20 protein-coding genes are annotated in these 22,492 nt (G+C 70.1%); 5 read left to right on the forward strand and 15 right to left on the reverse strand.

What is annotated here, in order from left to right:
- The 3 genes from OG758_RS43620 to OG758_RS43630 form a co-directional block, all read right to left on the reverse strand.
- Positions 1–1,242 (reverse strand): extracellular solute-binding protein, encoded by a 1,242-nt coding sequence (locus tag OG758_RS43620; RefSeq protein WP_326714961.1) that lies wholly within the window; start codon positions 1,240–1,242, stop codon positions 1–3.
- A 155-nt stretch (positions 1,243–1,397) separates the two neighbouring features.
- Positions 1,398–2,453: a LacI family DNA-binding transcriptional regulator gene (locus OG758_RS43625; RefSeq protein WP_326714962.1), complete on the reverse strand. Its 1,056-nt coding sequence runs from the start codon at positions 2,451–2,453 to the stop codon at positions 1,398–1,400.
- Between the two features lie 235 nt (positions 2,454–2,688).
- Complete coding sequence (locus tag OG758_RS43630) at positions 2,689–3,522, reverse strand: phytanoyl-CoA dioxygenase family protein (RefSeq protein WP_326714963.1); 834 nt, start codon at positions 3,520–3,522, stop codon at positions 2,689–2,691.
- A gap of 254 nt (positions 3,523–3,776) precedes the next feature.
- Here OG758_RS43630 and OG758_RS43635 point away from each other — a divergent pair, with 254 nt between their 5' ends.
- Together OG758_RS43635 and OG758_RS43640 are read left to right on the forward strand one after the other, a co-directional pair.
- Complete coding sequence (locus OG758_RS43635; RefSeq protein ID WP_326714964.1) at positions 3,777–4,676, forward strand: bifunctional helix-turn-helix transcriptional regulator/GNAT family N-acetyltransferase; 900 nt, start codon at positions 3,777–3,779, stop codon at positions 4,674–4,676.
- Between the two features lie 119 nt (positions 4,677–4,795).
- Positions 4,796–5,293, forward strand: a complete 498-nt coding sequence (locus tag OG758_RS43640) for a GNAT family N-acetyltransferase (RefSeq protein WP_266571537.1) — start codon at positions 4,796–4,798, stop codon at positions 5,291–5,293.
- Positions 5,294–5,442: 149 nt separating this feature from the next.
- Here the strand turns inward: OG758_RS43640 and OG758_RS43645 are convergent, their stop codons facing one another.
- The gene (locus tag OG758_RS43645) at positions 5,443–5,928 is read right to left on the reverse strand and encodes a nucleoside deaminase (RefSeq protein WP_326714965.1); all 486 of its coding nucleotides are present in this window, start codon (positions 5,926–5,928) and stop codon (positions 5,443–5,445) included.
- A gap of 492 nt (positions 5,929–6,420) precedes the next feature.
- Complete coding sequence (locus tag OG758_RS43650) at positions 6,421–7,440, reverse strand: NAD(P)/FAD-dependent oxidoreductase (RefSeq protein WP_442810390.1); 1,020 nt, start codon at positions 7,438–7,440, stop codon at positions 6,421–6,423.
- Between the two features lie 99 nt (positions 7,441–7,539).
- On the opposite strand from OG758_RS43650, the gene OG758_RS43655 reads away from it, so the two are divergent.
- From OG758_RS43655 to OG758_RS49205, 3 genes are all read left to right on the forward strand, one after another.
- Positions 7,540–8,148: a helix-turn-helix domain-containing protein gene (locus OG758_RS43655; RefSeq protein WP_326714967.1), complete on the forward strand. Its 609-nt coding sequence runs from the start codon at positions 7,540–7,542 to the stop codon at positions 8,146–8,148.
- A gap of 730 nt (positions 8,149–8,878) precedes the next feature.
- Positions 8,879–9,232, forward strand: coding sequence for a hypothetical protein (locus OG758_RS43660; RefSeq protein ID WP_326714968.1), 354 nt, complete (start codon positions 8,879–8,881; stop codon positions 9,230–9,232).
- Between the two features lie 286 nt (positions 9,233–9,518).
- Positions 9,519–9,704, forward strand: a complete 186-nt coding sequence (locus tag OG758_RS49205) for a nucleotidyltransferase domain-containing protein (protein ID WP_442810391.1) — start codon at positions 9,519–9,521, stop codon at positions 9,702–9,704.
- Positions 9,705–9,719: 15 nt separating this feature from the next.
- On the opposite strand, the gene OG758_RS43665 is transcribed toward OG758_RS49205, so the two are convergent.
- From OG758_RS43665 to OG758_RS43710, 10 genes are all read right to left on the reverse strand, one after another.
- Complete coding sequence (locus OG758_RS43665) at positions 9,720–10,646, reverse strand: DUF4232 domain-containing protein (protein ID WP_326714969.1); 927 nt, start codon at positions 10,644–10,646, stop codon at positions 9,720–9,722.
- Between the two features lie 119 nt (positions 10,647–10,765).
- Positions 10,766–12,178 carry an MFS transporter gene (locus OG758_RS43670; protein ID WP_326714970.1) on the reverse strand — a complete coding sequence of 471 codons (1,413 nt, stop codon included), beginning with the start codon at positions 12,176–12,178 and terminating at the stop codon, positions 10,766–10,768.
- A 301-nt stretch (positions 12,179–12,479) separates the two neighbouring features.
- Entirely contained in the window at positions 12,480–13,307 is an 828-nt protein-coding gene (locus OG758_RS43675) for a class I SAM-dependent methyltransferase (RefSeq protein WP_326714971.1), read from the reverse strand.
- Between the two features lie 453 nt (positions 13,308–13,760).
- On the reverse strand, positions 13,761–15,935 hold the full coding sequence (locus OG758_RS43680) for a glycoside hydrolase family 3 N-terminal domain-containing protein (protein WP_326714972.1): 2,175 nt from the start codon (positions 15,933–15,935) through the stop codon (positions 13,761–13,763).
- A 75-nt stretch (positions 15,936–16,010) separates the two neighbouring features.
- Positions 16,011–16,949, reverse strand: coding sequence for an ROK family protein (locus OG758_RS43685; protein ID WP_326714973.1), 939 nt, complete (start codon positions 16,947–16,949; stop codon positions 16,011–16,013).
- Positions 16,946–17,818, reverse strand: a complete 873-nt coding sequence (locus tag OG758_RS43690; protein ID WP_326714974.1) for a hypothetical protein — start codon at positions 17,816–17,818, stop codon at positions 16,946–16,948. The genes OG758_RS43685 and OG758_RS43690 overlap by 4 nt, the downstream gene beginning before the upstream one ends.
- Positions 17,819–17,854: 36 nt before the next feature.
- Entirely contained in the window at positions 17,855–18,628 is a 774-nt protein-coding gene (locus tag OG758_RS43695) for a phytanoyl-CoA dioxygenase family protein (RefSeq protein WP_326714975.1), read from the reverse strand.
- Positions 18,629–18,695: 67 nt separating this feature from the next.
- Positions 18,696–20,552: an ABC transporter ATP-binding protein gene (locus OG758_RS43700; RefSeq protein WP_326714976.1), complete on the reverse strand. Its 1,857-nt coding sequence runs from the start codon at positions 20,550–20,552 to the stop codon at positions 18,696–18,698.
- A gap of 1 nt (position 20,553) precedes the next feature.
- Complete coding sequence (locus tag OG758_RS43705; protein WP_326714977.1) at positions 20,554–21,492, reverse strand: ABC transporter permease; 939 nt, start codon at positions 21,490–21,492, stop codon at positions 20,554–20,556.
- The gene (locus tag OG758_RS43710; protein ID WP_326714978.1) at positions 21,492–22,487 is read right to left on the reverse strand and encodes an ABC transporter permease; all 996 of its coding nucleotides are present in this window, start codon (positions 22,485–22,487) and stop codon (positions 21,492–21,494) included. The genes OG758_RS43705 and OG758_RS43710 overlap by 1 nt, the downstream gene beginning before the upstream one ends.
- Positions 22,488–22,492: the final 5 nt, after the last annotated feature.

Below are 22,492 nucleotides of genomic sequence, written 5' to 3' on the forward strand. Positions count from 1 at the left end.
TCAGCCCACCAGCCCCTCGGCCGTCTTCTGCAGCGCCTTCGCGGTCGCCGCCGGGTCCGCGCCCTGCGAGATCTTCGCCAGGGCGCCCTCGACGGCCGCGGCGAACTCGTTCCACTTCTCCAGCGGTGGGATCGCCTTCGCCGTGTCCAGCGAGGTCTTGAAGGTCGCGAGCGAATCGTCGCCGCCCTTGAGGGCGGGCTCGTCCCAGGCGGCCTTGTTGGCCGGCAGCGCCTTGTCCGCCTCGTACCACTTGGCCTGCGTCTTCGGCGTGGTGAGGTACTGGGTCAGCTCCTCGGCCGCCGCCTTGTGCGCGCTGTTCTTGAACGTGACGAGGGACGCGCCGCCGACCCAGGAGGTCGAGGTCTTGTCCGCAGGGACGGGCACGACCTTGTACTTGCCCTTGATCTGCGGCTGCTGGTCGTCGATGTTCGCGACCATCCACGGGCCGGACTGGAACATCGGCCGCTTGCCGGAGCCGAAGTCCTTGGTGACGTCGTACCCGGGCGTGAAGGTCTTCTTGGCCAGACCCTTCTTGAAGTAGCCGGCCCACTCGGTGAACGCCCGGATCGCCGCGGGGGAGTCGAGGGCCGGCTTGCCGTCCTTGCCGATCAGCTCGCCGCCGGCCGAGTACAGGTACTGCACCCAGCTCTGCCAGGCGCCGGTGCTGCTGGGCTGCAGGTCCGTGCCCCACTCGGCGCCCGCCTTCTGGTAGGCGGCGGCGAGGGCCTGCTGCTCCTTCCAGGTGCTGGGGGCCTTGTCGATGCCGGCCTTCTTGGCGAGGTCGGTGCGGTAGTAGAGCGCGCGGGTGTCGGCGTACCAGGGAACGCCGTACGCGGTTCCGTCCTTGACGTTGCTGTCCCAGGTGGCGGGGAAGAAGTCGGACTTCTTGAACGTCTTGGTGTCCACCGGCTCCAGGGCGTCCAGGGCGATGAACTCGCCCATCATCGTGGAGCCCATCTGCGCCATGTCCGGCGTCTTCTTGGCGGCGATGGCCGACACCAGTTTCTGGTGCACGACGTCCCAGCCCACCGGGGTCACCTTGACGGTGATGTTCGGGTGCTGCTTGGTGAACTCGTCGGTGACCGCCTTGAGGCGCGTGCCCTCCTCGCCCATGGCCCACACCGTGAGCGTTTGCTTCTTGTCCGCTCCCACCTGCGCGCCCCCGCTGCTTCCGCAGGAGGTCAGGGCGAGCGCCGTCACCACCACGGTCGCGGCGACGCTGACGGACTTGGTGCGTGTCATGGGGCCCTCCAACACATTCATGTATGCGCTGTACGTAAGCGCATACATGACCTTGTAGTACGACGGGGACCGACTCAAGGGGTCTGGAGGTAACGCTTCCGTAAACGTGCGGAAATCCGCGAACGCGTGGCCGGCGAAGGGCGGTTACGCCCCGCTCAGACAGTGCGTCCCTCTGCGCATCCGCAGCTCGCCCGGCGCGTCACCGTCACCGGCAGCACGCGTACCTCGGCCGCCCGGTCGCGCTGGTTGAGCCGGGCGATCAGCAACTCCACGGCCACTTCGCCCAGGAGTCCGGTCGGCTGCCGTACGGTCGTCAGCGTCGGCCGCACCAGGCGACTCAGCGGGATCCCGTCGAAGCCGGTCACGGCGATGTCGTCCGGGACGGCGACACCGCGCGCCTCCAGGGCGTGCAGCGCGCCCACCGCCATCTGGTCATTGGCGAACACCAGGCCGTCCGGCATGGCCTCGTCCCGGTCGAGGAGCTCCAGCGCGGCCTTGCGGCCCGCGGCCTGGGTGAGGTCGCCTCTGGTGTCGGGCGCCTTCGGCAACGGCAGTCCGGCCTCCAGATGGGCTGCCTGGAAGCCACGGAAGCGCGCCTCGCCGTCAGGTGAGTCGGCCGGGCCGCCGGCGAAGGCGAGACGGCGCAGCCCGTGGTCGACGATCAGATGCCGCGTCAGCTCCAACTGGCCGTCGAAGTTGGCCACTTCGGCATGGTCGTAGCCGGCGTGCCGCTCCCCGGCCAGCAGGACGACGGGCTGCCGGCGCCCGACGACATCGAGATCCTCTTCGGTCAGCGACTGCGCGAGCACGGCCAGACCGTCCACGCGCCCCGCCACCTCGGCGAGTTGCCGGCCGGCCTGGTCGGCGTGCGCGGCCGAGATCAGCAGCGCGTAGCCCTGGCGTCGCGCCGCGCGCTCCATGCCGCGGATGACCTGGTCCGAGTAGAGCACCAGCTCGGCGTCCTCGGCGCCCGGCGCGTGTTCCGCCTCGGTGTCGTGGAAGTCGGGGAAGCAGAGTCCCAGCACCCCGGTCGCGCGGCTGGCGAGCCCGCGGGCGCTGCCGCTCGGCACGTAGCCGAGTTCGCGTGCCGCGGCCAGGACCTTGTCGCGGGTCGCCGCCCGGACCGCGTCGGGGTTGCGGTAGACGCGCGACACGGTCGCGATGGAGACGCCCGCCTGTTCGGCCACGTCGTACACCGTGGGAGTGGTCATCTTGCTGTCTCGCCTCGCCCCTTCACCCGGCACCGTGTGGCGTGCCCGGCTGCCCGCCGTCGTTACTGAAAGCGCATTCAGCCTACGGTCGGGCCGGGTGCCGGGGCAACATACCAGGTGCTGGTGCTGGTGCTGGTGCTGGTGCTGGTGCTGGTGCTGGTGGCGGTGGCGACGGCAGACGGCCGCTGGCGACGGTCGCCGGTCGCCGGCGTGGATGCCTGCGGGTGCGGTGCCGTCAGCGACGCGCGTCGTACAGCACGGGGTTGAGCGGACTGTCCGGGACCTGGCCGATCGCGGTGCCGGGCATCCAGCCGCGGTCCGCGGCCTGGTGGTCGTTCGTGGGCTCGGCGATGCGGATGTCGGCGTCCATGTAGATCACCGTCATGACGCGGCGCGGGACGGCGGCGCGGTTGGGCCCCGCGTGGTGGAAGGTCCACCCCCGGTGGAAGCTCGCGTCGCCGAGCGCGAAGGGCTCCACGACGTCCTCGAAGTTCTGCTCGCTGACGGTCTGCTTGAGGCGGGCCTCGGACTCGTCGGAGATGGGCAGGTCGCGGCCGTACGCGAAGCGGTGGCTGCCGCGGGCGAAGGCGAGCGGGCCCATTTCCATGGGGGTTTCCTGCAGCGGCAGCCAGACGGTCAGGCAGCGGTCGGAGGACAGGGGCCAGTAGTACTGGTCGGCGTGCCAGGGCGTGATGCCGCCGGACGGCTCCTTGTACAGCGCCTGGTCGTGGTAGAGCCGCACCGCGTGCACGCCGAGCAGCTGGGCGGCGATTCGCGCGAGACGCCGGGAGAACACCAACTCCTTCACCTTCTCGTTGTGTTCCCACAGGTTCGTCACCTGAAGGAACGCCTTGCCGTAGGTGTCACGCTCCGCCAGCGGCAGGTCCTGGGTGTTGAGCCGGATCACCTCCGCGGTGATCGTCGGCTCGTACGCGGCGATCGTCTCGGGCGTGAGCACGTTCCGCAGATGCGCGAACCCGTCCCGGTCGAAGTCCGCCACGGCGTTCGACGGCAGGCCGTCGTAGGGGCGGTCGAGTTCCGGCATCGGCGACGTCGCCGTAACGGTCATGGCGGAATTCTCCTCGCTGTATCGGCGTGGTGCTGGTCCTGCGGGAGGCAGGTCTCCACCGTCGCAGCGGACGCCCGCGGGGGCTAGGCCGCCAATGACCCGTTCCGGTCTGTCAGCCAGGACTTCGGGGACGGCGGGAACTCATCGTCCGGCGTGCAGGGCGTCCGTTCCGCGACGAGCGGCCCTGCGGTGTGCCCCACCTGTTCGCTGGCACTGGCTGGCTCGACTGCGATTCTCTGACTAAAGTCAGAGGTATGGGTGTGACGCAGGTAGACGCGGTGCGGCGGTTCAACCGCACGGTCACTGAACGTGTGGGCGTGCTGCACGATCACTACTTGGGCCTCGACCGGCCCGTGGCCGAGGCGCGGCTGCTCTGGGAGATCGGCGTGCGAGGCCGGGACGTACGGTGGTTGCGCGAGCGCCTCGGGCTCGACTCCGGCTACGTCAGCCGGCTGCTGCGCTCCCTGGAGACGGACGGCCTGGTGACGGTGGAGCCGCAGCCCCAGGACAGGCGGGTACGCACCGTACGTCTCACTGATGCGGGCCGCGCGGAGTTCGCCGTGCTCGACCGGCGCAGCGACGAACTGGCCGGCTCTCTCCTGGAGCCGCTCAACACCGACCAGCGCGCCCGGCTGGTCGCGGCCATGGCGGAGGTCGACCGGCTGCTGACGGCCTCGACGGTCACGCTGGACGTGGTCGACCCGGACCGCCCGGATGCCCAGCACTGCCTGCGGTCCTACTTCGCCGAAGTGCGGGAACGCTTCGAGACCGGATTCGACCCCGCGCGGAGCCTGCTCCCCGACGTGGGCGAACTCCGGCCGCCGCACGGCGTGTTCCTGGTTGCCCGGCTGCACGGCGAGCCTGTCGGCTGCGCAGGTCTGAAGCTGCCGGCCGGCGCCCCGGCCGAGATCAAACGCATGTGGGTCGATCCCCGCACCCGGGGCCTCGGTCTCGGCCGCCGGTTCCTGACCGAGTTGGAGGCGAGGGCCGCCCAGCACGGCTGCGATGTACTGCGCCTGGACACCAACAAGGCGCTCACCGCCGCGATCGGCCTGTACCACTCGTGCGGCTTCCAGGAGGTCGCCGCCTTCAACGACGAGCCGTACGCACACCACTGGTTCGAGAAACGCATCAGCACACCACGATCGGGTTGAGGACTCCGGCAGGCAGGCAGGCAGGCCGGTTGCGTGACGGATGGTGAACAGGCCTGGTGCGCGCGAGCAACTGCGCCGTGTGGACCACCTGCACGTCGGCCGGTTGTAGCCTCACTCCCATGAGCTGGCTCCCCGATGACTTCGTCCACCCCGTCCATGTGCCCGTGCCCCACACTGCGCTGCACCTGCGGCCGATCCGCGAGGCGGACACCGCGCTCGACTACCCGGCTGTGATGGGCTCCCAGAAGCGGCTGTGGGAGATCTTCGGTCCGGCCTGGGCATGGCCGAACGAGACGATGACCTATGAAGAGGACCGCATCGATCTGTTGCGCCACGAGAAGGAGATAGCCGCGCACCAGTCCTTCAACTACGCGCTGCTGGACGAGGAAGAGACGGCGGTCCTCGGCTGCGTCTACATCGATCCGCCCGAGCGCACCGGCTCCGACGGCGAGATCTCCTGGTGGGTGGTGGACGACCTCGTCGGCAGCGAGGCGGAGCGCGCGCTCGACGCGTTGGTGCCCGAGTGGATCGCCGCCGACTGGCCCTTCCGGAAGCCCCGCTGTCTGGGCCGGGACATCACCTGGCAGGAGTGGCTGTCGCTGCCGCCCGCCACCTGACCAACCGGTGGTTCAACGCGGCCCGGACACGCCGGGGAGACCGCTCCAGGCAGGCCGGCCAGGGAACCGGAGCGCCGCGTACGGGGGCGAGTCACTGCCCAGCCCTGGCCTGACGCCGACCAGGCGGGTGTGAGAGCGGGCGCGGGTGGTCAGGAGTTGGACGCCTGTTGTGCCAGGCGTCGGTGCAACTCTTTGATGGCGGGCACGAGTTCGTCGACGGGGCCCTCCACCTCGACCGAGGGAGCGACCTCCTGGATGGTCAGGCTGCGCACGGGCGCCTGGGGACGGCCCCATTCGGCGAGCCACCCGGACAACTGGGCTGAAGACGCCACGTACACCATGCGGCCAAGACCGACCCAGGCGTGCGCGGCCGAGCACATCGGACAGTGCTCACCCGATGTGTAGACGGTGGCGGCGCCGCGCTCCTGAGGCGAGAGGTTCCCAGCTGCCCAGCGGGCGAGTTCGAACTCGGGGTGGCGGGTGGCGTCGCCGTCCGCCACCCGGTTGCGGTCCTCGGCGCGGACGGTTCCGGCCCCGTCCACGAGCACCGAGCCGAAAGGCTCGTCCCCGGCCTCCAGCGCTTCGGCAGCCAGCTCGACGCACCGGCGCAAATGGTCCAGCTCACGTGTGTCCATCAAAGCCCTTCCGGCGCTCGACACTGATAGGCGCACGCCATGCTCACACAGACCCCGGGGTGAGGCCCGCACCGGTGTCGCACTCGGGCGGGTCTGCGGCTGAGCTACGGGCCACCGAGCGGCAGTTGCGGCGCGCTCGTCGGCACGGCAGCGCGGTTGGGCCCAGAAGTCGGTCAGGGCGGGGGCGTTGCAGGAGATGACCTGGTTGAGTTGTGTGCGGGTCGAGTACTGAACTGGGCGGGGCGAACGTCAGGCACCGTGGAGTGGCAGTGCCTGACACGCTGTCATTAATCGCCATTATGCCCGTTGTTGGGTGCGGACAGCAGGTGGAAATGGCCCCGGCGGTGGCCTCCGACTCGTCCACGGACCTGGCGCCCGAGCTGGGGTCCTCGGGCCGCGGGCGAGGACGTAGACGGACGGGGCGCCCATGACGGCGAAGCCCGCCCGCATGGCCTGCTGCCAACCGTCGACGGCCCGTGTGGGCCCCAGGTGTCAGGCGGTGATGGTGGTGGTGCCGTCCAGTACTGCGGCGAGCGCCGCGTCGGTGTCGGCGGTGGCCAGGTGGGCGTTGATGTGGGCACCGGCCAGGGCGCCTGCCGCGGCGGAAGCGCCGACCTTGGCGGTCAGGTCGGTGGCGTTGCCGGCCACCCACACGCCCGGCACCTCGGTGATCCCGGCCGCGCCGGAGGCGAAGCGGCGGCCCATGTTGTCGGGCAGGTCCTCCATCGGCAGCTTCAGCCCGTCCAGGCCCTCGGTGCGGGCCTGCATCCTGGTGACGACCGCGAGGATGCGGCGGGCCGCGAACGTGCCGTCGGTCAGGCGCACCCCGGCGATGCCGCCGCCGTCGCCCTTCACGGCCTCCTGCACCGGGGTGTCGACGATGCGGATGGCGCGGGCGGCGAAGCGCGCGCGGGTGTCCTCGTCCAGCTCGGTGCCGAGGGTGAAGTAGACCAGGTCGTCGGTCAGTTGGCGGAACAGCAGCGCTTGGTGCACCGAAACGGGGCCGGTGGCAAGGACACCGATGGGCTCGTCGCGCACCTCCCAGCCGTGGCAGTACGGGCAGTGCACCACGCTGCGCCCCCAGTGCTCGGCGAGGCCGGGCACGTCGGGCAGCACGTCCCGCAACCCGGTGCACACCAGTACGCGACGCGTCGTGAGTGTGCGGCCGTCGGCCAGGGTGAGCGTGAAACGAGGATCACCACCGCCGCCGGGGGCGGCAGGCTCGGCGGAGGCCACCTCGCCGAAGACGACCCGTCCGCCGTAGTGACGCACCTGTTCCCGGCCCCGCTCGAGCAGCTCGGCGGGCGGGGTGCCGTCCAGCACGATGAAGCCGTGCATGGCCTCTGCGGGCGCGTTGCGGGGTGTGCCGCTGTCGATCACGACGACCGAGCGGCGGGAGCGGGCGAGTATCAGAGCACCGTTCAGCCCCGCGGCACCGCCGCCGATCACCACGGCGTCCACAGTCGTCCGGGGCAGTGCGTCGGTCGCGTATGCAGAAGCCGTCACAGTCATGTCCTCGCACCCTTTCGCTCAGGCGTGACCCCACCTTTTCCGGGTCACCACATGAGTGAACGTAATCCCTGCTTGCATCACAGGCATACTATGTTGCCTATGACGCAAAATGATGGTGAGCTGGACAGCCTCGTACGCAAACGGATCCGAGCCCTGCGCGTGGCACAGGGCTGGTCCCTGGAGGAGCTGGCCACCCGCGCCAACGTCAGCCAGTCCACGCTCTCCCGCATCGAGAACGGCCAGCGCCGCCTCGCTCTGGACCAGCTGGTCACTCTCGCCCGCGTGCTCGACACGTCTTTGGACCAGCTGGTGGAGACCGCGTCCGACGACGTCATCATCAGTCCGAGGATCGACGCGGCCCACGGCCTGATGCGTTGGCCCGTCAAAGGCGACCCGGGAATCAGCGTCATGCGTCAGCGGATGACCGAACCGCCCCCCGACAACCCCTCACGCATGCGCGCACACCCCGGCCGGGAATGGCTCGTCGTCCTGTCCGGCACCGCGACCCTCATGCTGGGCCACCGCCGCTTCCGGATCGAGACCAACCAGGCCGCGGAGTTCCCCACCATGCTCCCGCACGCCATCGGCGCCGAAGGCGGCCCCTGCGAGATCCTGGGCATCTTCGACCGCGACGCCCGCCGCGGCCACCAGCGCGACAGCGACAGCAAGACCGTCGGCGACTTCGAACCGGGCGGCCCCTGCTCCTGAACTCGTGCCGCGGCAGAAGTATTGCCGCCCGCCCACCCGCCCAGCAGAATGCCGCCGACACCGGCAGCCAGGCAGACACCTCTGACCTGGACGCGGAAGTACCCAGCGCGCGCTTCACCGCCATCACCGGCCGCGCGGCACTCGGCGTCGCCACGGCCGGCGACGACACATGGCGACGCCTGACGCGGGGATTGGTGACTGACTGGCAGCGCGTGTACCTCTTGGGTCACTTTGTCGGGCAGGGTGTGCAGGGGGAAGCGGTGCCCCGGGCTCCGCGAAGGCAGCAGCGGTTGGACCGGTCGGGGCAGTTCATTCCCCTTCAAGTCCGCTGGCGTGAGGCTGCGCCGCTGTGGCGGCCGGAACATCAGTTGAGTGCTCAGAAGGCTGTGCCACCAGCGGATTCGCCCGTCGTGAGGCCCCGGTCGACCGGGTTCGGTGCCGAGATGAGTGCCCGCTCAAGATGACGTGGAGCGGATTCGGAGTAGCGTTAAAGACTGAGACCGCAACCCGGGACGCGCCCCATCGGCGAAGTCTTCTCGCGGTGGACAGCTCGACTGCTGCTGCGGGGTTCGCGCGTAGAGCCGTACACGGCCGGCACGGCCGGCGGCCACGGCGTGTCTTTCAATTTCCAGAGCGGTGACATTTCGACCGCGCGCCCTGATTCTTCTTGCGTGCGCGGCCATCCATCTTGCGTTCGGGTGCGCGAGACGATGGAAGGGAGAAAATTCTCATGCGAGCACTTCGCGTGAAGCGCCTCTTCGCGGTGACCGCCACCGGAGTGCTGATGGCGGGTGGCGCCGCGATCGGCACAGCGGGGACGGCCTCGGCCAACACGGGCTCGAACCACTACAACTCCGGCTACAGCAATTGCTACAACCGCGGCTGGGGCTGGAGCTGGGACAACTGCCGCTACAACGGTCACCACCGATACGGTGGCTACAACCGCGGCTACTTCTACAACGACTACGGTCGCGGCTACGGCGGCTACGGCGGCTACGGCGGCTACGGCGGCTACGGCGGCTACGGCGGCTACGGCGGCTACGGCGGCTACGGCGGCGACTACGGAGGCTACGGCGGCTACTGACTGTCAGCCTGCTGAGAGCGCGGTGTGCGGGCCCGGTCAGCGCCGGGGCCGCACACCGCGGTACTCCCACACTCGCCCACACGGCGAGAGAGCGGCATCCGCGGGGGCAACGGTCGCACACACCGGGTGAGACCGGGTGTTGCGCGCTGTCAACGACGTAGCGGGGGACATGGAATTCGTTCGCTGCCACAGGCGGATGCTTCTGATCTGCGTCGAGTGATGACAGCTGACGACGTTCTGCGCGTTCTAACTCTTTTGCGACGTGCGAACGTTGACGTCTGGATCGGTGCACCCGCTGGTCTTTGCCGACGACGGCTCAGCCGTCCAGGCATCACCCGAACAGCAGCGCCCTTTCACCTATCCCTGCTCGTGTTTCGTGACCGGCACCATCAAGAGAACTTCCACCAGGGATACGAGCCGTCGGAACTGCGCCGCGTCTTCGGGAGCACCACGTACTTTTGATCCAGCCTGATCCAAACGAAAGGCCTTAGCGTTCCGCCTTCTCCCACGGTCTGACCCCGAGCTTTCCGGTGGTTCCGAGGTCGAGGTGCGGGGTTACGGTCACGGGGTCGGCACCGGCCTTCGCCCTGACCCGCACATGGGGAACGTTCACTGCCGTGCCCGCCTCGGTGGTGTTGCGCCATACCAGGCCGGCGGTCGCCGACTCGCCGGGCTTGAGTGTGACGGGCCGTGGCGGCTCGTCGGGCCCGGCGCCGGTGGTGATGTCGCCGCTGCCGTCGAGGATCTCGATGCCGTCCACGGGGTCGAGGTCGTCGTCAAGAAGTTCCAGCAGTGGGTATCCGTCGACGGTGTAGTCGCGTTTGCCACAGTTGTCGAGATGCAGGCCCACGACGCGCAGTCCCATGGCCGCGTCGCCCTTGTCGGCGCTGACCCGGATGCCGGAGGCGGGGCACGTGCCCGGCTCGGCCGGCGCCTCGCTTGCAGGGACAGTGGTCACTTCGAGGACCTTGGCCTGTGTCACCCGCGGGGCGGCGGGCGGCAGTTCTCCGGCCCGGACCGTGCCCCGTACGGTCCTCCCGGGGCCGACGTCGCGCACCGTCGTGGTCTGGTTCGTCACGGCTCCGCCGTCACTGCTCATGAAGGTGAACACGACCGAGTAAGTCAGGCTCTTTGAACCGTTGTTGGTGACCTCGTAGGTCGCGAGGACCCCCGTGTCCGCGGGGAGGCTGTCGGCGGAGACCGACGTGCTGCGCGTGGGCGAGGGGGAGACCGACGGGAGCGACAGCGATGTGATGCGTACGCCGTCCTTGCCCGGGTCGTCGACCTGAGTGTGCGGCGGCGGTTCGGCCGCGTCGGCGCCGGTGTTCCCGGGGCCGGTGTGCTCCGTCCCGCAGGCCGTGAGGAGCAGGGCGGTCGCGGCCAGAACAGGCAGAAGGGAAGCGGGTCTTCGCATCTGATCACCTCAGCAGGGCCTGGACCACGCGTGTGTGACGGAGGCCATAATTCCGGTCACGAAAGTGCTACAAGCGGGCTCTTGATGAAGCATCGTTCTACGGCGTTGCACGCCGCCGTTCAGTGGGTGACGGGGCGGTGCGCTCGCCGCGGGATACACAAGAGCGCAAGGGCAGCGGCCGTCAGGTATGCGGCAGCACCGATGGCCATGCTGGTCCGCAGCCCGGTGGTGAAGTTGCCCGCGGAGGCCAGCAGGGAGCCTCCCAGCGCGACGCCTGCGGCACTGCCGACCTGACGGGTGGTGTTGAACAGGGCGGAGGCGGTGCCGGAGTACTCGTCCGGGGCAGCTGCCATCACGGTGGTGGTCGCCCCGGTGAGGGCGAAGGACGTGCCGAAGCCCGCCGCCATCATCGGCGCCACGAGCAACGCGTAGTCCGGGTTCTGGCCGGCCGCGGCCCAGCCGGCCAGCCCAGCCGCTCCAACGAGCAAGCCGGTGACCACAAGCGGGCGGTGCCCGGTGCGGCGTGCCAGCCGCCCGGACAGGACTGAGGCGAACATCGTCATGGCCACCGCCGGGAAGAGGGCGAACCCGGTGCGCAGCGCGGTCAGGCCGCGCTGATGCTGGAAGTACAGGCTGGCGGTGAAGATCATGCCGTAGAAGGCGAAGTTGAACAGCAGGCCGATGGCCGCTCCGCCGCTCATCGGGCGGGAGCGCAACAGCCGCAGGGGCAGCACGGGGGTGCGGGCCAGGTGCTCGCGCAGGACGAACGCGGCGGCTGTCAGCAGGCACAGGCCGGCTCCGGCCAGAATCAGCGGGTCCGTCCAGCCACGTCGTCCGGCCTCGTTCAGCACGGCGGTCAGCAGGGCCACCGTCGCGATGATCGCGCACTGGGCCGGCCAGTCCACGGGGCGGTCCGTGCGCCGGGCCGAAGCCGGCACGCGGCGCAGCGTGAGCAGCAGGCAGACGCATCCGACGGGCAGGTTGATGAAGAACACCCAGCGCCAGCCCACGGTCGTGACCAGGAGGCCGCCGAGGAGGGGGCCGGCAGAGGCGGCGATGCCTGCCATGGAGCCCCACAGACCGAAGGCCCGGGAGCGCTCGGCGGGTGAGGGGTATGCCTGTTGGAGGAGAGCGAGGGAGGCGGGCACGATCAGCGCCGCGCCGAGTCCTTCCACCAGCCGGGCGGCGATCAGGGTCCCGGTGCTCGGGGCGAGTCCGCAGCCGGCCGAGGCGGCGGTGAACACCACCACACCGGTGCAGAAGATCCGGCGGTTGCCCAGCCGGTCTCCCAGCGCGCCGCAGGTGAGCAGCAGGCCGGCGAAGATCAGGGTGTAGCTGTTGGTGATCCACTGGATCCCGGTCAGCGAGGCCGACAGTTCCCGCCCCATCACCGGGACGGCGACGTTGATGATGGTCACGTCCAGGATGACCATGAAGTAGCCCGCGCAGACCGCGAGCAGCGGGGCCAGGGACCGGCCCGAAGCCGCGGACCTGTCCGAACCACAGGCCTTGGGACCACCGGCACGCACCATGGCAACACGTTAGTTCAGGAACACGGCTCCCTCGGGAGCCCGGCGCCGTGTCAACCTCTCACACCGAACCGCGCCGCGCATCGGACCACGACCGCACCCGTTGCGGCGCGCAGATGGACCGCCGGCCGAGTCACGCGATGCCGTATCGGAGCCCAGGTTCCATCACGCGGGCTTGTTCCCGCAGCGCCCTTGACGCACCGGGGCGCTCGGGCGCAGCAGCACGGGGTGAGGATGCTGCCGGTTCGGGCACCGCGCTGGGGGCCGCGGACGGGCACTGCTCAGGGTTGTCAGTGGCGGCGGGTCATCGCGCACCTTCCTCGGGTTTCCATCCCCAGGCGGTGAGCATGCCGGCTGACAGAGCGGCGCATTGGTCGGAGTCCAGGTACCGGACTGCCGCGTCGACGGCCGCGTCATCGACCAGGCCCGTGCCGAGCATCGCCGCCCTGCTGCGTTCCCAAGTGTCCGCCCAGAAGCGGCTGATGGGGCTGCCCGGCAGCAGTGGCGGAACATGGATCTCGGCGGCGACGGACCCGAACCCCGCCCCGCGCAGCAACTGCGGGTACGACGGAACCCAGGAGATATCGGTCCCGATGGTCGCCCGCAGTCCCTGCCACATCGCCCGCATCAGAGTGGTGTACGGCGTGCCGGGCGTCCGGTCACTCGTCAGATCGACGGCGTCGCTGAGCACCAGCACACCGCCGGGTGCGACGAGTTCGGCCAACGCGGTGATCAAGCGGTCGTGCTCGGGCAGGTGCATCAGAACGAAGCGCGCGTGGACGAGCCGGAACCGGCCGGGGGCGAAGTCCGGGGCGGTGATGTCGGCTTCCAGCATGTCGAGCCCGGGCACGGGCCGTGCGCTGAGAAAACGTACGTCGCGGTCCACGGCAAGCACACTTGCCACCCCGGCCTCGTCCAGCAGCCGGCGGGATACCGTGCCCGTGCCTGCACCCACGTCGAGGCAGCGCCACCCCGGGCCGACCCCGAGCGCCCGCAGTCGCGCCATGGTGATGTCGTCGTAGGCGAGGGCGCCGAAGTCGATGCGCTCGCCCTCGCCTGCCTGTTCGGGACGGAAGACGGCCTCGCCGTAGCGACTGCCGCCCGGCACGCCTTCGCGCGGAGTGGCGCTCACGTCGCGGTCTTGGGTGAGATGCCGAGGGTGCGGTCTTTGATACGTTCGAGTGCCCGGTCGGCGAGGGAGTGGAACGGCGGGTCGTCGAACAGTTTCATGGCCGGGCCTCTTCGTCGATGGGGCGGCAGTGCCGGGCGCCCTGTCCCGAGGTCGCCGCCCCACCGATCCTCCACCGGCGGCCGCCACGGCGGCCGAGGCGCGCCGTGCTGCCTGAGCCATCCGGTCCAAGGGAGGCTGAACAGGAAGCAGCCGGGGGCGTGCTCATCCGCTGACCGCGACGGCACGCTCTGCTTTTGCGCGAAGGCTGCTCGGCCCTCCCGCGCACTGGCCCGGCGCCGACCTTGATTTGGGCCCGGCGCCAAGGCGGGTGCTCCGGATGCCGATGCGTTTGCGCGGAGACGCGGACACGGGACGCGGCGGTGGCCCCGGGAGGGCCACCACCCCGTCGAGGCGTCAGTCCGGCACGACCCGCAGGGTGACCCGGTCCTCCGTCTCCGAGCTCGTGCCCGTGTAGAGGTCGAAACGGCCGGGTTCTACGGTGAAGGTTCCGGCCCGGTCGTTCGTCCAGAAGCCCAGGTCGTCGGCGCCGAGGCGGAAGGTGACGGTGGTGGAGGCGCAGGGGGCGAGGGTGACGCGTTCGAAGCCGCGCAGTTTGCGGACCGGCTGCGTGATGCTCGCCGCGACGTCGTGAACGTACAGCTGGACGACCTCGTCGCCGATGCGGTCGCCGGTGTTGGTGAGAGTGACCGCGACCTCGACCGTCGCGCCGTCGTCCATGAGAGCGGTCGCGCTGATGGTCTCCCGGCTCAGGCACGGGGCGGAGACGGTGAAGGACGTGTAGCTCAGGCCGTGCCCGAAGGGGAGGCGCGGGCCCTGAGGCAGGTCCAGGTAGCGCGAGCGGAAATGTTCGTCCGGTGTCTGCGGGTCGTAGGGGCGGCCGGTGTTCTCGTGGTTGTAGTAGATCGGGACCTGACCCACCGAGCGCGGGAAGGTCACCGGGAGCTTGCCGCCAGGGTTCACCCGGCCGAAGAGCACGTCGGCCACCGCATGGCCGGCCTCGATGCCGGGGTGCCATGCCTCGAGGACAGCCGGCGCCGCGTCCAGCCAGGCGCCGAGGGCGAGGGGCCGTCCGTTGAACAGGACGACGGCGTACGGCTTTCCGGTCGCGGCGACAGCCTCGATGAGTTCCTCCTGGCCGGCCGGGAGGCCGATGTCGCTGCGCGAGCAGGCCTCGCCGCTGAGCCGGGACTCCTCACCGACCACGATCACCGCAAGGTCCGCGGCCGACGCCGCGGCCACCGCCTCGTCGACGTCCCCGCCCGCGTGCGTGACCGTACGGTCGGGCGCCGCCGCCCGTATGCCGTCCAGCACGCTCACCGACGGAAACCTGTGCGCGCCCGGACCGCCCCACGTGCCGTGCAGATCGGCCGAGTCGGCGAGCGGGCCGACCACCGCGACCGCGCCCGAGCCCGCAGGGCAGAGCGGGAGCAGCTCCCCCTCGTTCTTCAGGAGCACCATCGAGCGCGCCGCCACGGCCCGCGACGCCGCCCGCGCCTCGGGCGCCGGGTCTGTGATCTCCGCGGACTCGTCGGCGTAGGGGTTCGCGAACAGGCCCAGCGCGAACTTCAGTTGAAGGATGCGCGCCACAGCGTCGTCCACGCGTTCCATAGTGATGCGGCCCTGTGCGAGGAGTTCCGTGCCGTGATCGACGACATGGGTGGAGACCATCTCCATGTCCAGACCCGCATTGAGGGCGAGACGTGCCGCGTCCGCCCCGTCCTCCGCGTAGCCGTGGGCGATGAGTTCCGCGACCCCGGTGTAGTCGCTGACCACGAAGCCGTCGAAGCCCCACTCGGTCTTCAGGACCTCGTTCATGGTGTGCGGATTGCCATGTGCCGGGACGCCGGCCACCGTGTTGAACGCGGCCATCACGGTGGCCACCCCGGCCTCCACGGCCGCCCGGAACGGCGGCAGATAGAGGTTGCGCAGCCGCTGCTCGGACACATCGACCGCGTTGTAGTCGCGGCCGCCCTCCGCCCCTCCGTACGCCACGAAGTGCTTGGCGCAAGCCGCGATCCGGCCGTCGTCGGCCAGCTCGCCGCCGTCCGCCGGGCCCTGGTAGCCGCGCACCTTGGCGGTCGCGAAGGCGGACGTCAGGAAGGGGTCCTCGCCGTTGCCCTCGGCGACACGGCCCCAGCGCGGCTCGTGGGAGACATCCATCATCGGGGAGAACGTCCAGCGCACGCCTTGCGAGCGGGCCTCCTTCGCCGACACTTCGGCGTCGCGCCGCGCTGTCTCCGGGTCGAAGCTCGCGGCCTGCGCCAGCGGGATCGGGAACGTCGTCCAGTAGCCGTGGATCACGTCGAGGCCGAAGAGGAGCGGGATTCCGAGCCGGGACTCCTCGACGGCGATGCGCTGCAACGCGTTGGTGTGCGCAGCACCGTGGATGTTGAGGACCGACCCGAGCAGCCCGGCGCGTGCCGAGGCCTCCGCCTGATCGGTCTGGCCGCCGCCCGGCCCGGTGTCCCCGTTCCATGACAGCTGCTGGAGCTGGCCCAGCTTCTCCTCGGGCGTCATCCGGCCGAGGAGTTCCTTGACCTTGTCTTCGTACGGTCGGGGCAGGGGCATGGGTGTACCTCCAGGGAAGTCGTGGGAGCCGCGTGGCAGGGCGGCGGAAGAGAAGGCGGGAGACAAGCCGTGATGTCACGCGACGCGGTGTGATTCCCGGGCGTCGGCCGGGTGTTCCCAGGCGGCGAGGGCCGCGCCGACGAGCCCGGAGCGGGCGCCGAGTTCCGCACGGCGGACGGGCGGCCGGCCCCGGCGCCGGGCGTGCGCGGCGTAGGCGGTCCGCATCGACTCGTCGAGCAGCCCGCCGACGGTGCCGAGTCCGCCGCCCAGAACGATCGCGGCGGGGTCGAGCAGCGCCACCGCCCAGGCAAGTGCCGTGCCGAGGGCACCTCCGGCCGTGCTGAGTACGTCGAAGGCCGCGGCGTCACCGGCCTCCGCGCGGGCCACCACCGCGCGGGCTCCGGCCACCGCCGATCCGGTGACCGCCGAGTAGCGCGCGGCGATCCCGGACCCCGAGGCGTAACCCTCCAGGTCCGGTGACAGAACGCCGTGCACCGGCCACGTGCCCAGGCCCAGCGCCTCCCCGCGCTGCCCGGCCCATACGCGCCCGTCCTGCACGAACGCGGCGGACAGGCCCGTGCCCAGAGACACGTACAAGAAGGATCCGAGCCCGCGACCGCTGCCGGTCCGCGCCTCGGCGAGCGCGCCGCAGCGTACGTCCGACTCGACGACCACCGGCCGTCCGGGGACCAGCGGGGCGAGGAGACCGGCCGGCTGCTCGTCCCAGCCGATGACGTCCCGGCTGGTGAGAGTGCCGACCTGCGACACGTACTCGGGAAACCCGGCGCCGATCCCGACGACCTCCGCTCCCATGTCCGGTGCCCTGACGCTCAGTTCACGCGCCAGCGCCACCGTGCCGTGCAGCCCCGGATCGCGGCCGCCGTCCCGCACCGCGGGACGCTCGGCCGCGCACAGCACCGCGCCGTCCTCCGCCACGAGCCCGCCGGACAGGGTGGTGCCGCCGACGTCGAGGGCAACCACCACCCGCGCACCGGCGTCACTCGCCGCACTCATGGCCGCCAGCCTTCGGGAACACGCCCGGCACCGGCCCAGTACGAGGCGCCCGCGCCGTCGAAGTCCATGAGCTGGTATCGGGTGCCCGCCGGCAGATACGCGGCGTCGTGCGGTTCGACGCGGTGCCACGCCGGGCCCGCGAAGCCGGGCAGATGCAGATGGACGGTGCCCTCGGTGACGTACAGGACGGTCTCGTCGGCCGCGACGTGCTCCTGACCGCGGTGGCCCGGTGTCAACCGCCCACGCGTGACCGTCAGATACTCGGTGTCCACCGCCGTGCCGGCCAGATGTCCGCCGTCGTCCTCCGGAAGCCAGTGCAGATGACCGTCCTCCCGTACGACGTGGATGCGCGAGGCCGCCTCCCGGTCGGCGCGTGCCGCCGGCCATCGGCCGCTCCAGCGCGTGTCCCGGTACCGCGTCTCGCCGAGCAGCGGTTGACTTCGCGCGTACGGTGACGCCGTGTCGTGCGACGGCGGCGGCGAGAAGAACTCCAGTACCCGTACGGGCTCGTGGCGTGGATTGACCGCGTGCGTCCAGGTGTCACGCCGGAAGAAACCGATGTCACCGGCGGCCAGCGGACGCACCTCGCCGTATTCCGGGTCGATCAGGATCAGTTCGCCCTCCAGGACCGTGTACGCGACATCGGCCGCGAACACCGTCGGGTTCATGGCCGAATGCACGTACCGTCCGCGTGGCGGAAGCGTGAACTGCAGGACGTGCAGATCGCTCGACGACACGTACACCCGATCGCTGACGTGCCCCGAACCGTCCTCGTCGCCCCACAGATGCCGTACCGCGTCCTCCTGCCGGACGACCGTGGGGTGCTCGTAGGTGGGACGGGGTGTCGGACGCCGTACGCCTTCGGTCACCGGATTCCTCTTCTCTCTCCTTCCGCCTCCCGGCCCTCAGAGCTCCGCCACGATCCTTCCGTCCGACAGGAACGGGTCGGTGGCACCCTGAGGGGTGTCCGGCGCGTCCTTGAGCGTGATGACGTCCTTCGAGTACTGCGCGATGTACACCCGCCGGTTGCGGTCGGTCAGGTTCGGGCCACTGCGGTGCATCACGACGCTGGAGAACACCACGATCGAACCCGCCGGCGCCGTCATCGGCATGCCGGGGTCCGAACCGAAGTAGCAGACACGGTCGTTGGAGACAGGATCGGTGATGTGCTTCACGTACGACTTCACACCCGAGCGCGAGTACGGCAGCAGATGCACCGGGCCGTTGTCCATGGTCACGTCGTCGAGCGCGATCCACACCGTCACGTACGGCTCGTGGTCCTCGTGCACGTATCCGGAGTCCTGGTGCCAGGAGAACGCGGTGTCCGGATCGCCCGCCTTGATGACGTACTGCTCCCAGAACAGATACGCCTCCTCGCCGATCGTGGCCCGGCAGATCTCCGCGGTCAGCTCACTGAAAAGGAAGGTCCGCAGCTCGGGGCGGTGCTGGTAGATCATGTTGGAGAAGTAGCGCTTGCCGCGGTGGTTGATGCCGATCGTGTCGACACCGGCGGCGTCCATCTCCGCGTCGAGACGGTCGACGGAGTACTGGGCGCCGCCGCGCAACAGCTCCAGCTGCTTTTCGCTGAGGGCGTTCTCGAGGACGAAGTAGCCCTCGTTCTCGTACTGTTCGCGCAGCGCGGGCGTGACGAGCTCGCCGAGAGTGCTGTTCGTTGCCATGAATGCCTCCTGGGCCGTGCGGTGGAGAAGTGCCATGAGTGGAGTGCTGTCGTGGGACGCAGGACCATCAGGTGCCGGACGGGACCGCGCGCCCTCCGTCAGGACGGGGGATGGCCGCGAGCAGCTTGCGGGTGTACGGGTCGCGGGCGTGGCCGATCACGTCGAGCGTGAGGCCCTGTTCGACCAGGACCCCGTGGTTCAGGACCAGGACCTCGTCGGCGAGGAGCCGCGCGCTGAGCAGGTCGTGGGTGATGTAGAGCATGGCGATGGAGCGGTCGCGGACCAGCTGGTCGAGGAGTTCGACGATCTCCGCGCGGATGGAGACGTCGAGCATCGAGATCGGTTCGTCGGCGACGAGGACGTCCGGCTCCGGTGCCAGGGCGCGGGCGATGACGACGCGCTGCCGCTGGCCGCCGGAGAGCTGGCCCGGCAGCTTGTCGAGATACTGCTCGGCCGGGCTGAGGCCGACGGTCTCCAGGAGCTCGGCCGCGCGGGTACGGGCCTGTTCGGCGTTCAGGCCCAGGTGGTTGCGGAGCGGCCGCCCCAGCGCGTAGCCGACCGTGCGGGTGGGGTTGAGCGCCGCGAACGGGTCCTGGAACACCAGCTGGACATGGCGCCGGTAGCGGCGCAGGGCCCGGCGGCCCAGGGTGTCCACGCGCTCTTCCTTGAAGCGGATCGTGCCGCTGGTGGGCCGCTCCACCCCCGTGATCATCCGGGCGATGGTGGTCTTGCCCGAGCCGCTCTGCCCGACGAGCGCTCCGACCCGGCCCGGCCGGAGCGCGAACGACACGTCGTCCACGGCCCGTACGGTCGTCGTGCGAAACCCGCGCCTGGTGCGGTACTCCTTGCCGACGCCCGTCACGACGAGCACCGGCTCGGCGTCGGCCGTATCCCTGCTGCTTGCGCCGCCCACGGCGGAGAACACCGAGGCGGGGCGCGCACTTGCGGGCCGCGCGCCCCCGGACTCTTCCACGAGGAGGCACCGGGCCGCCCCGCGCTCGACGGGCAGCAGTTCCGGATGGCGGGTGCGGCAGGTGTCCACGGCCACGGGGCAGCGCGGCTCGAAGAGACAGCCCTGGTGTGTGTGCGCCAGATTCGGCGGCCGTCCGGGGATGAAGGCGACCTGAACGACCTCGTCGCGCGGGTCGGCGTACGAACCGAGGAGCCCGGTGCTGTACGGGTGGAGCTGTTCGGCGACCATGTCGGCCGCCGGCCGACTCTCGACGATCTCGCCCGCGTACATGACCAGCACCCGGTCGGCCATCTCCATGACGGTGCCGAGGTCGTGGCTGATGAACAGGACCGCGAATCCGAGCGTGCGCTGGAGCTCGCGCAGCCGGTCGAGGATGTCGCGCTGCACCACGACGTCCAGGCCGGTCGTCGGCTCGTCGAGAAGCACGAACTTCGGCCGCAGAGCGAGCGCGAGAGCCAGGGCGACGCGCTGCTTCATACCGCCGGACAGCTCGTGCGGGTAGCGCCGCAGCACGTCCCGGTCGAGGGAGACCAGCGCCAGGAGTTCGCCGGCCCGCGCGTCCACATCGACATCCCTGCCCGACGCCTCGGGGTGCGCGGCGTAGGTGTCGGCGAACTGCTCCCGCACGGTGATCACCGGATTGAGCGAGTTCATACTCGACTGGAACACGGTCGACAGATCGGCCCAGCGCAGCGCCCGCAACTCGTCCTCACCGGCGTGTGTGATGTCGCGGCCGTCGAAGACAATGCTGCCTGCGGTGATCGCGGCGGGCTTCTCCAGGAGGCGCAGGATCGCGTTGCCGAGGGTCGACTTGCCGCAGCCCGACTCGCCGAGCAGCCCGACGAACTCGCCCTCGGCGACCTCGAGTCCGACCCGGTGGACGGCCCGTACGGCATCGGCGCCGCGCGGGCTGTAGGTCACGGTCAGATCGGTGACTTCGAGCAGGGCCATCTCAGTCCTCCCTCAGGTGCGGGTTGCTCAGTGCGTCGACGCCGAAGTTGATGAGAGAGAAGGACGTGACGAGGAAGGCGAGGGCCAGACCCGGCGCTATCAGCCAGGCCCACTGTCCTGTGGTCATCGCGCCACCCATGCTCGCCTGGTTGAGCATCGTTCCCCAGCTCGTCGTGTGCGGGTCCCCGAGGCCCAGGAACGACAGGCCTGCCTCGGCGCCGATCGCACCGAGCGACGCTCCCATGAAGTCCACGACGATCAGCGAGATCATGTTGGGCGCGATCTCGTACACGATGATGCGTGGCGTGCTGTCGCCCGCGAACTTGGCGGCTGTCACGTAGTCGCGAGTGCGCAGCGTGGCGATCTGGGCGCGTTTGACGCGGGCGCCGAACGCCCAGCCGGTGACCGTGATGACGATGATGACCAGCCAGAGGCCCTTGACCGGCGCGTACGCCGCCAGCGTGATCATCAGCGGGAGGACGGGCACGACGAGGCCGAGGTTGATGAAGAAGGACAGGATCTCGTCGACCGGGCCCTGCAGATAGCCGGCGGTGAGTCCGACGGCGACCGCGATCAGGGTGGACAGAGTGCCCGCCACCACGCCCACGATCAGTGACGTCCGGGTCCCGTGGACCACCTGCGAGAACACGTCCTCGCCCCGTGCCGTGGTGCCCAGCCAGTGCGCGGCGCTCGGCCCCTGGGACAGACCGAAGGTGTCGGCTCGTGGGGAGTACGGTGCGATGACCGGGGCGAGGACCGCGACCAGGACGAAGCCGGCGAGCAGCAGCAGTCCGGCGCGGCACTTTCCGTTGCGCCACAGGATGAGGAACCAGCCGGGCAGTCGCGTCGAGCGGCCCGCGGTGATCGCGGCGAGCTGGACACCTTCCGTGTCCCCGGCGTGCGGCGCGGCCGCCGCGCTCGGATTGTTGGCGATGGTCATCAGGCTGCCTCCGTCCTGCGGACCCGCGGATCCAGGAATCCGTACGCGATGTCGGCGAGGAAGTTGGCGATCAGGACTCCGACGGTGGTGAACAGGAACAGCGCCTGCATCAACGGGAAGTCCTTGTTGCTCACCGCCTCGAGGAGGAGGCGGCCGAGTCCGGGATAGCTGAAGATGCTCTCCACGAGCACGGTGCCGCCGAGGATGCCGCCGAGCGCGATGGCGAAGCCGGTGACGTTCGGCAGGATCGCGATCCGCGCCCCGTACGTCAGGGCGATCCGCCGGCGGGGCAGTCCCTTGGCGCGGGCGAGGCGTGCGTAGTCCTCGCCGAGGGTCTGCACCATGTTGTTGCGCATGCCGATGATCCAGCCGATCGGCCCGGTGACGAGCAGCGCGACGGCGGGCAGCACGCTGTGCTGGAACGCGTCGGAGAAGAACAGCCAGGTCCAGCCCGGAGAGCTGCCGCCGCCGTAACCGCCGCCCTCGGGAAACCAGTTGAGGGTGATCGCGAAGACGAACACGAGGAGCAGCGCGATCCAGAAGAACGGCAGCGTGCCCACGAACGTCGAACCGAGCGTGATCACCGTGTCGACCCGGCTGTTGCGCCGGTACGCGGCCCAGGCCCCGAGCAGGGTGCCCACGATGAACGACAGGATCTGGGTGACCCCGACCAGGACGAGCGTCCAGGGCACGGCCTGCATCACGACATGGCTGACGCTGTAGGGGTAGTACGTGTAGGAGAGCCCGAACTGCCCGTGGGCCAGGGCCCCGAGGTAGTCCCAGTACTGGGTGAACAGATTGCCGTCGGGCGCGCCGAGCATCTTGCGCACGGCCGCGAGCTGTTCGGGGGAGACCACGCCGGTCTTGCCGGACAGTCGCGACAGGATTGCCTGGGCCGGATCGCCCGGCTGGAGCCGGGGGATAAGGAAGTTCAGTGTCACCGCGGCCCACAAGGTGGCCAGGAAGAACCCCGCGCGGCGGAGGAAGTACGTCATCCCGG

The organism is Streptomyces sp. NBC_01474 (assembly GCF_035918215.1).
In the GTDB taxonomy this organism is placed as follows: Bacteria; Actinomycetota; Actinomycetes; order Streptomycetales; family Streptomycetaceae; genus Streptomyces; species Streptomyces aureus.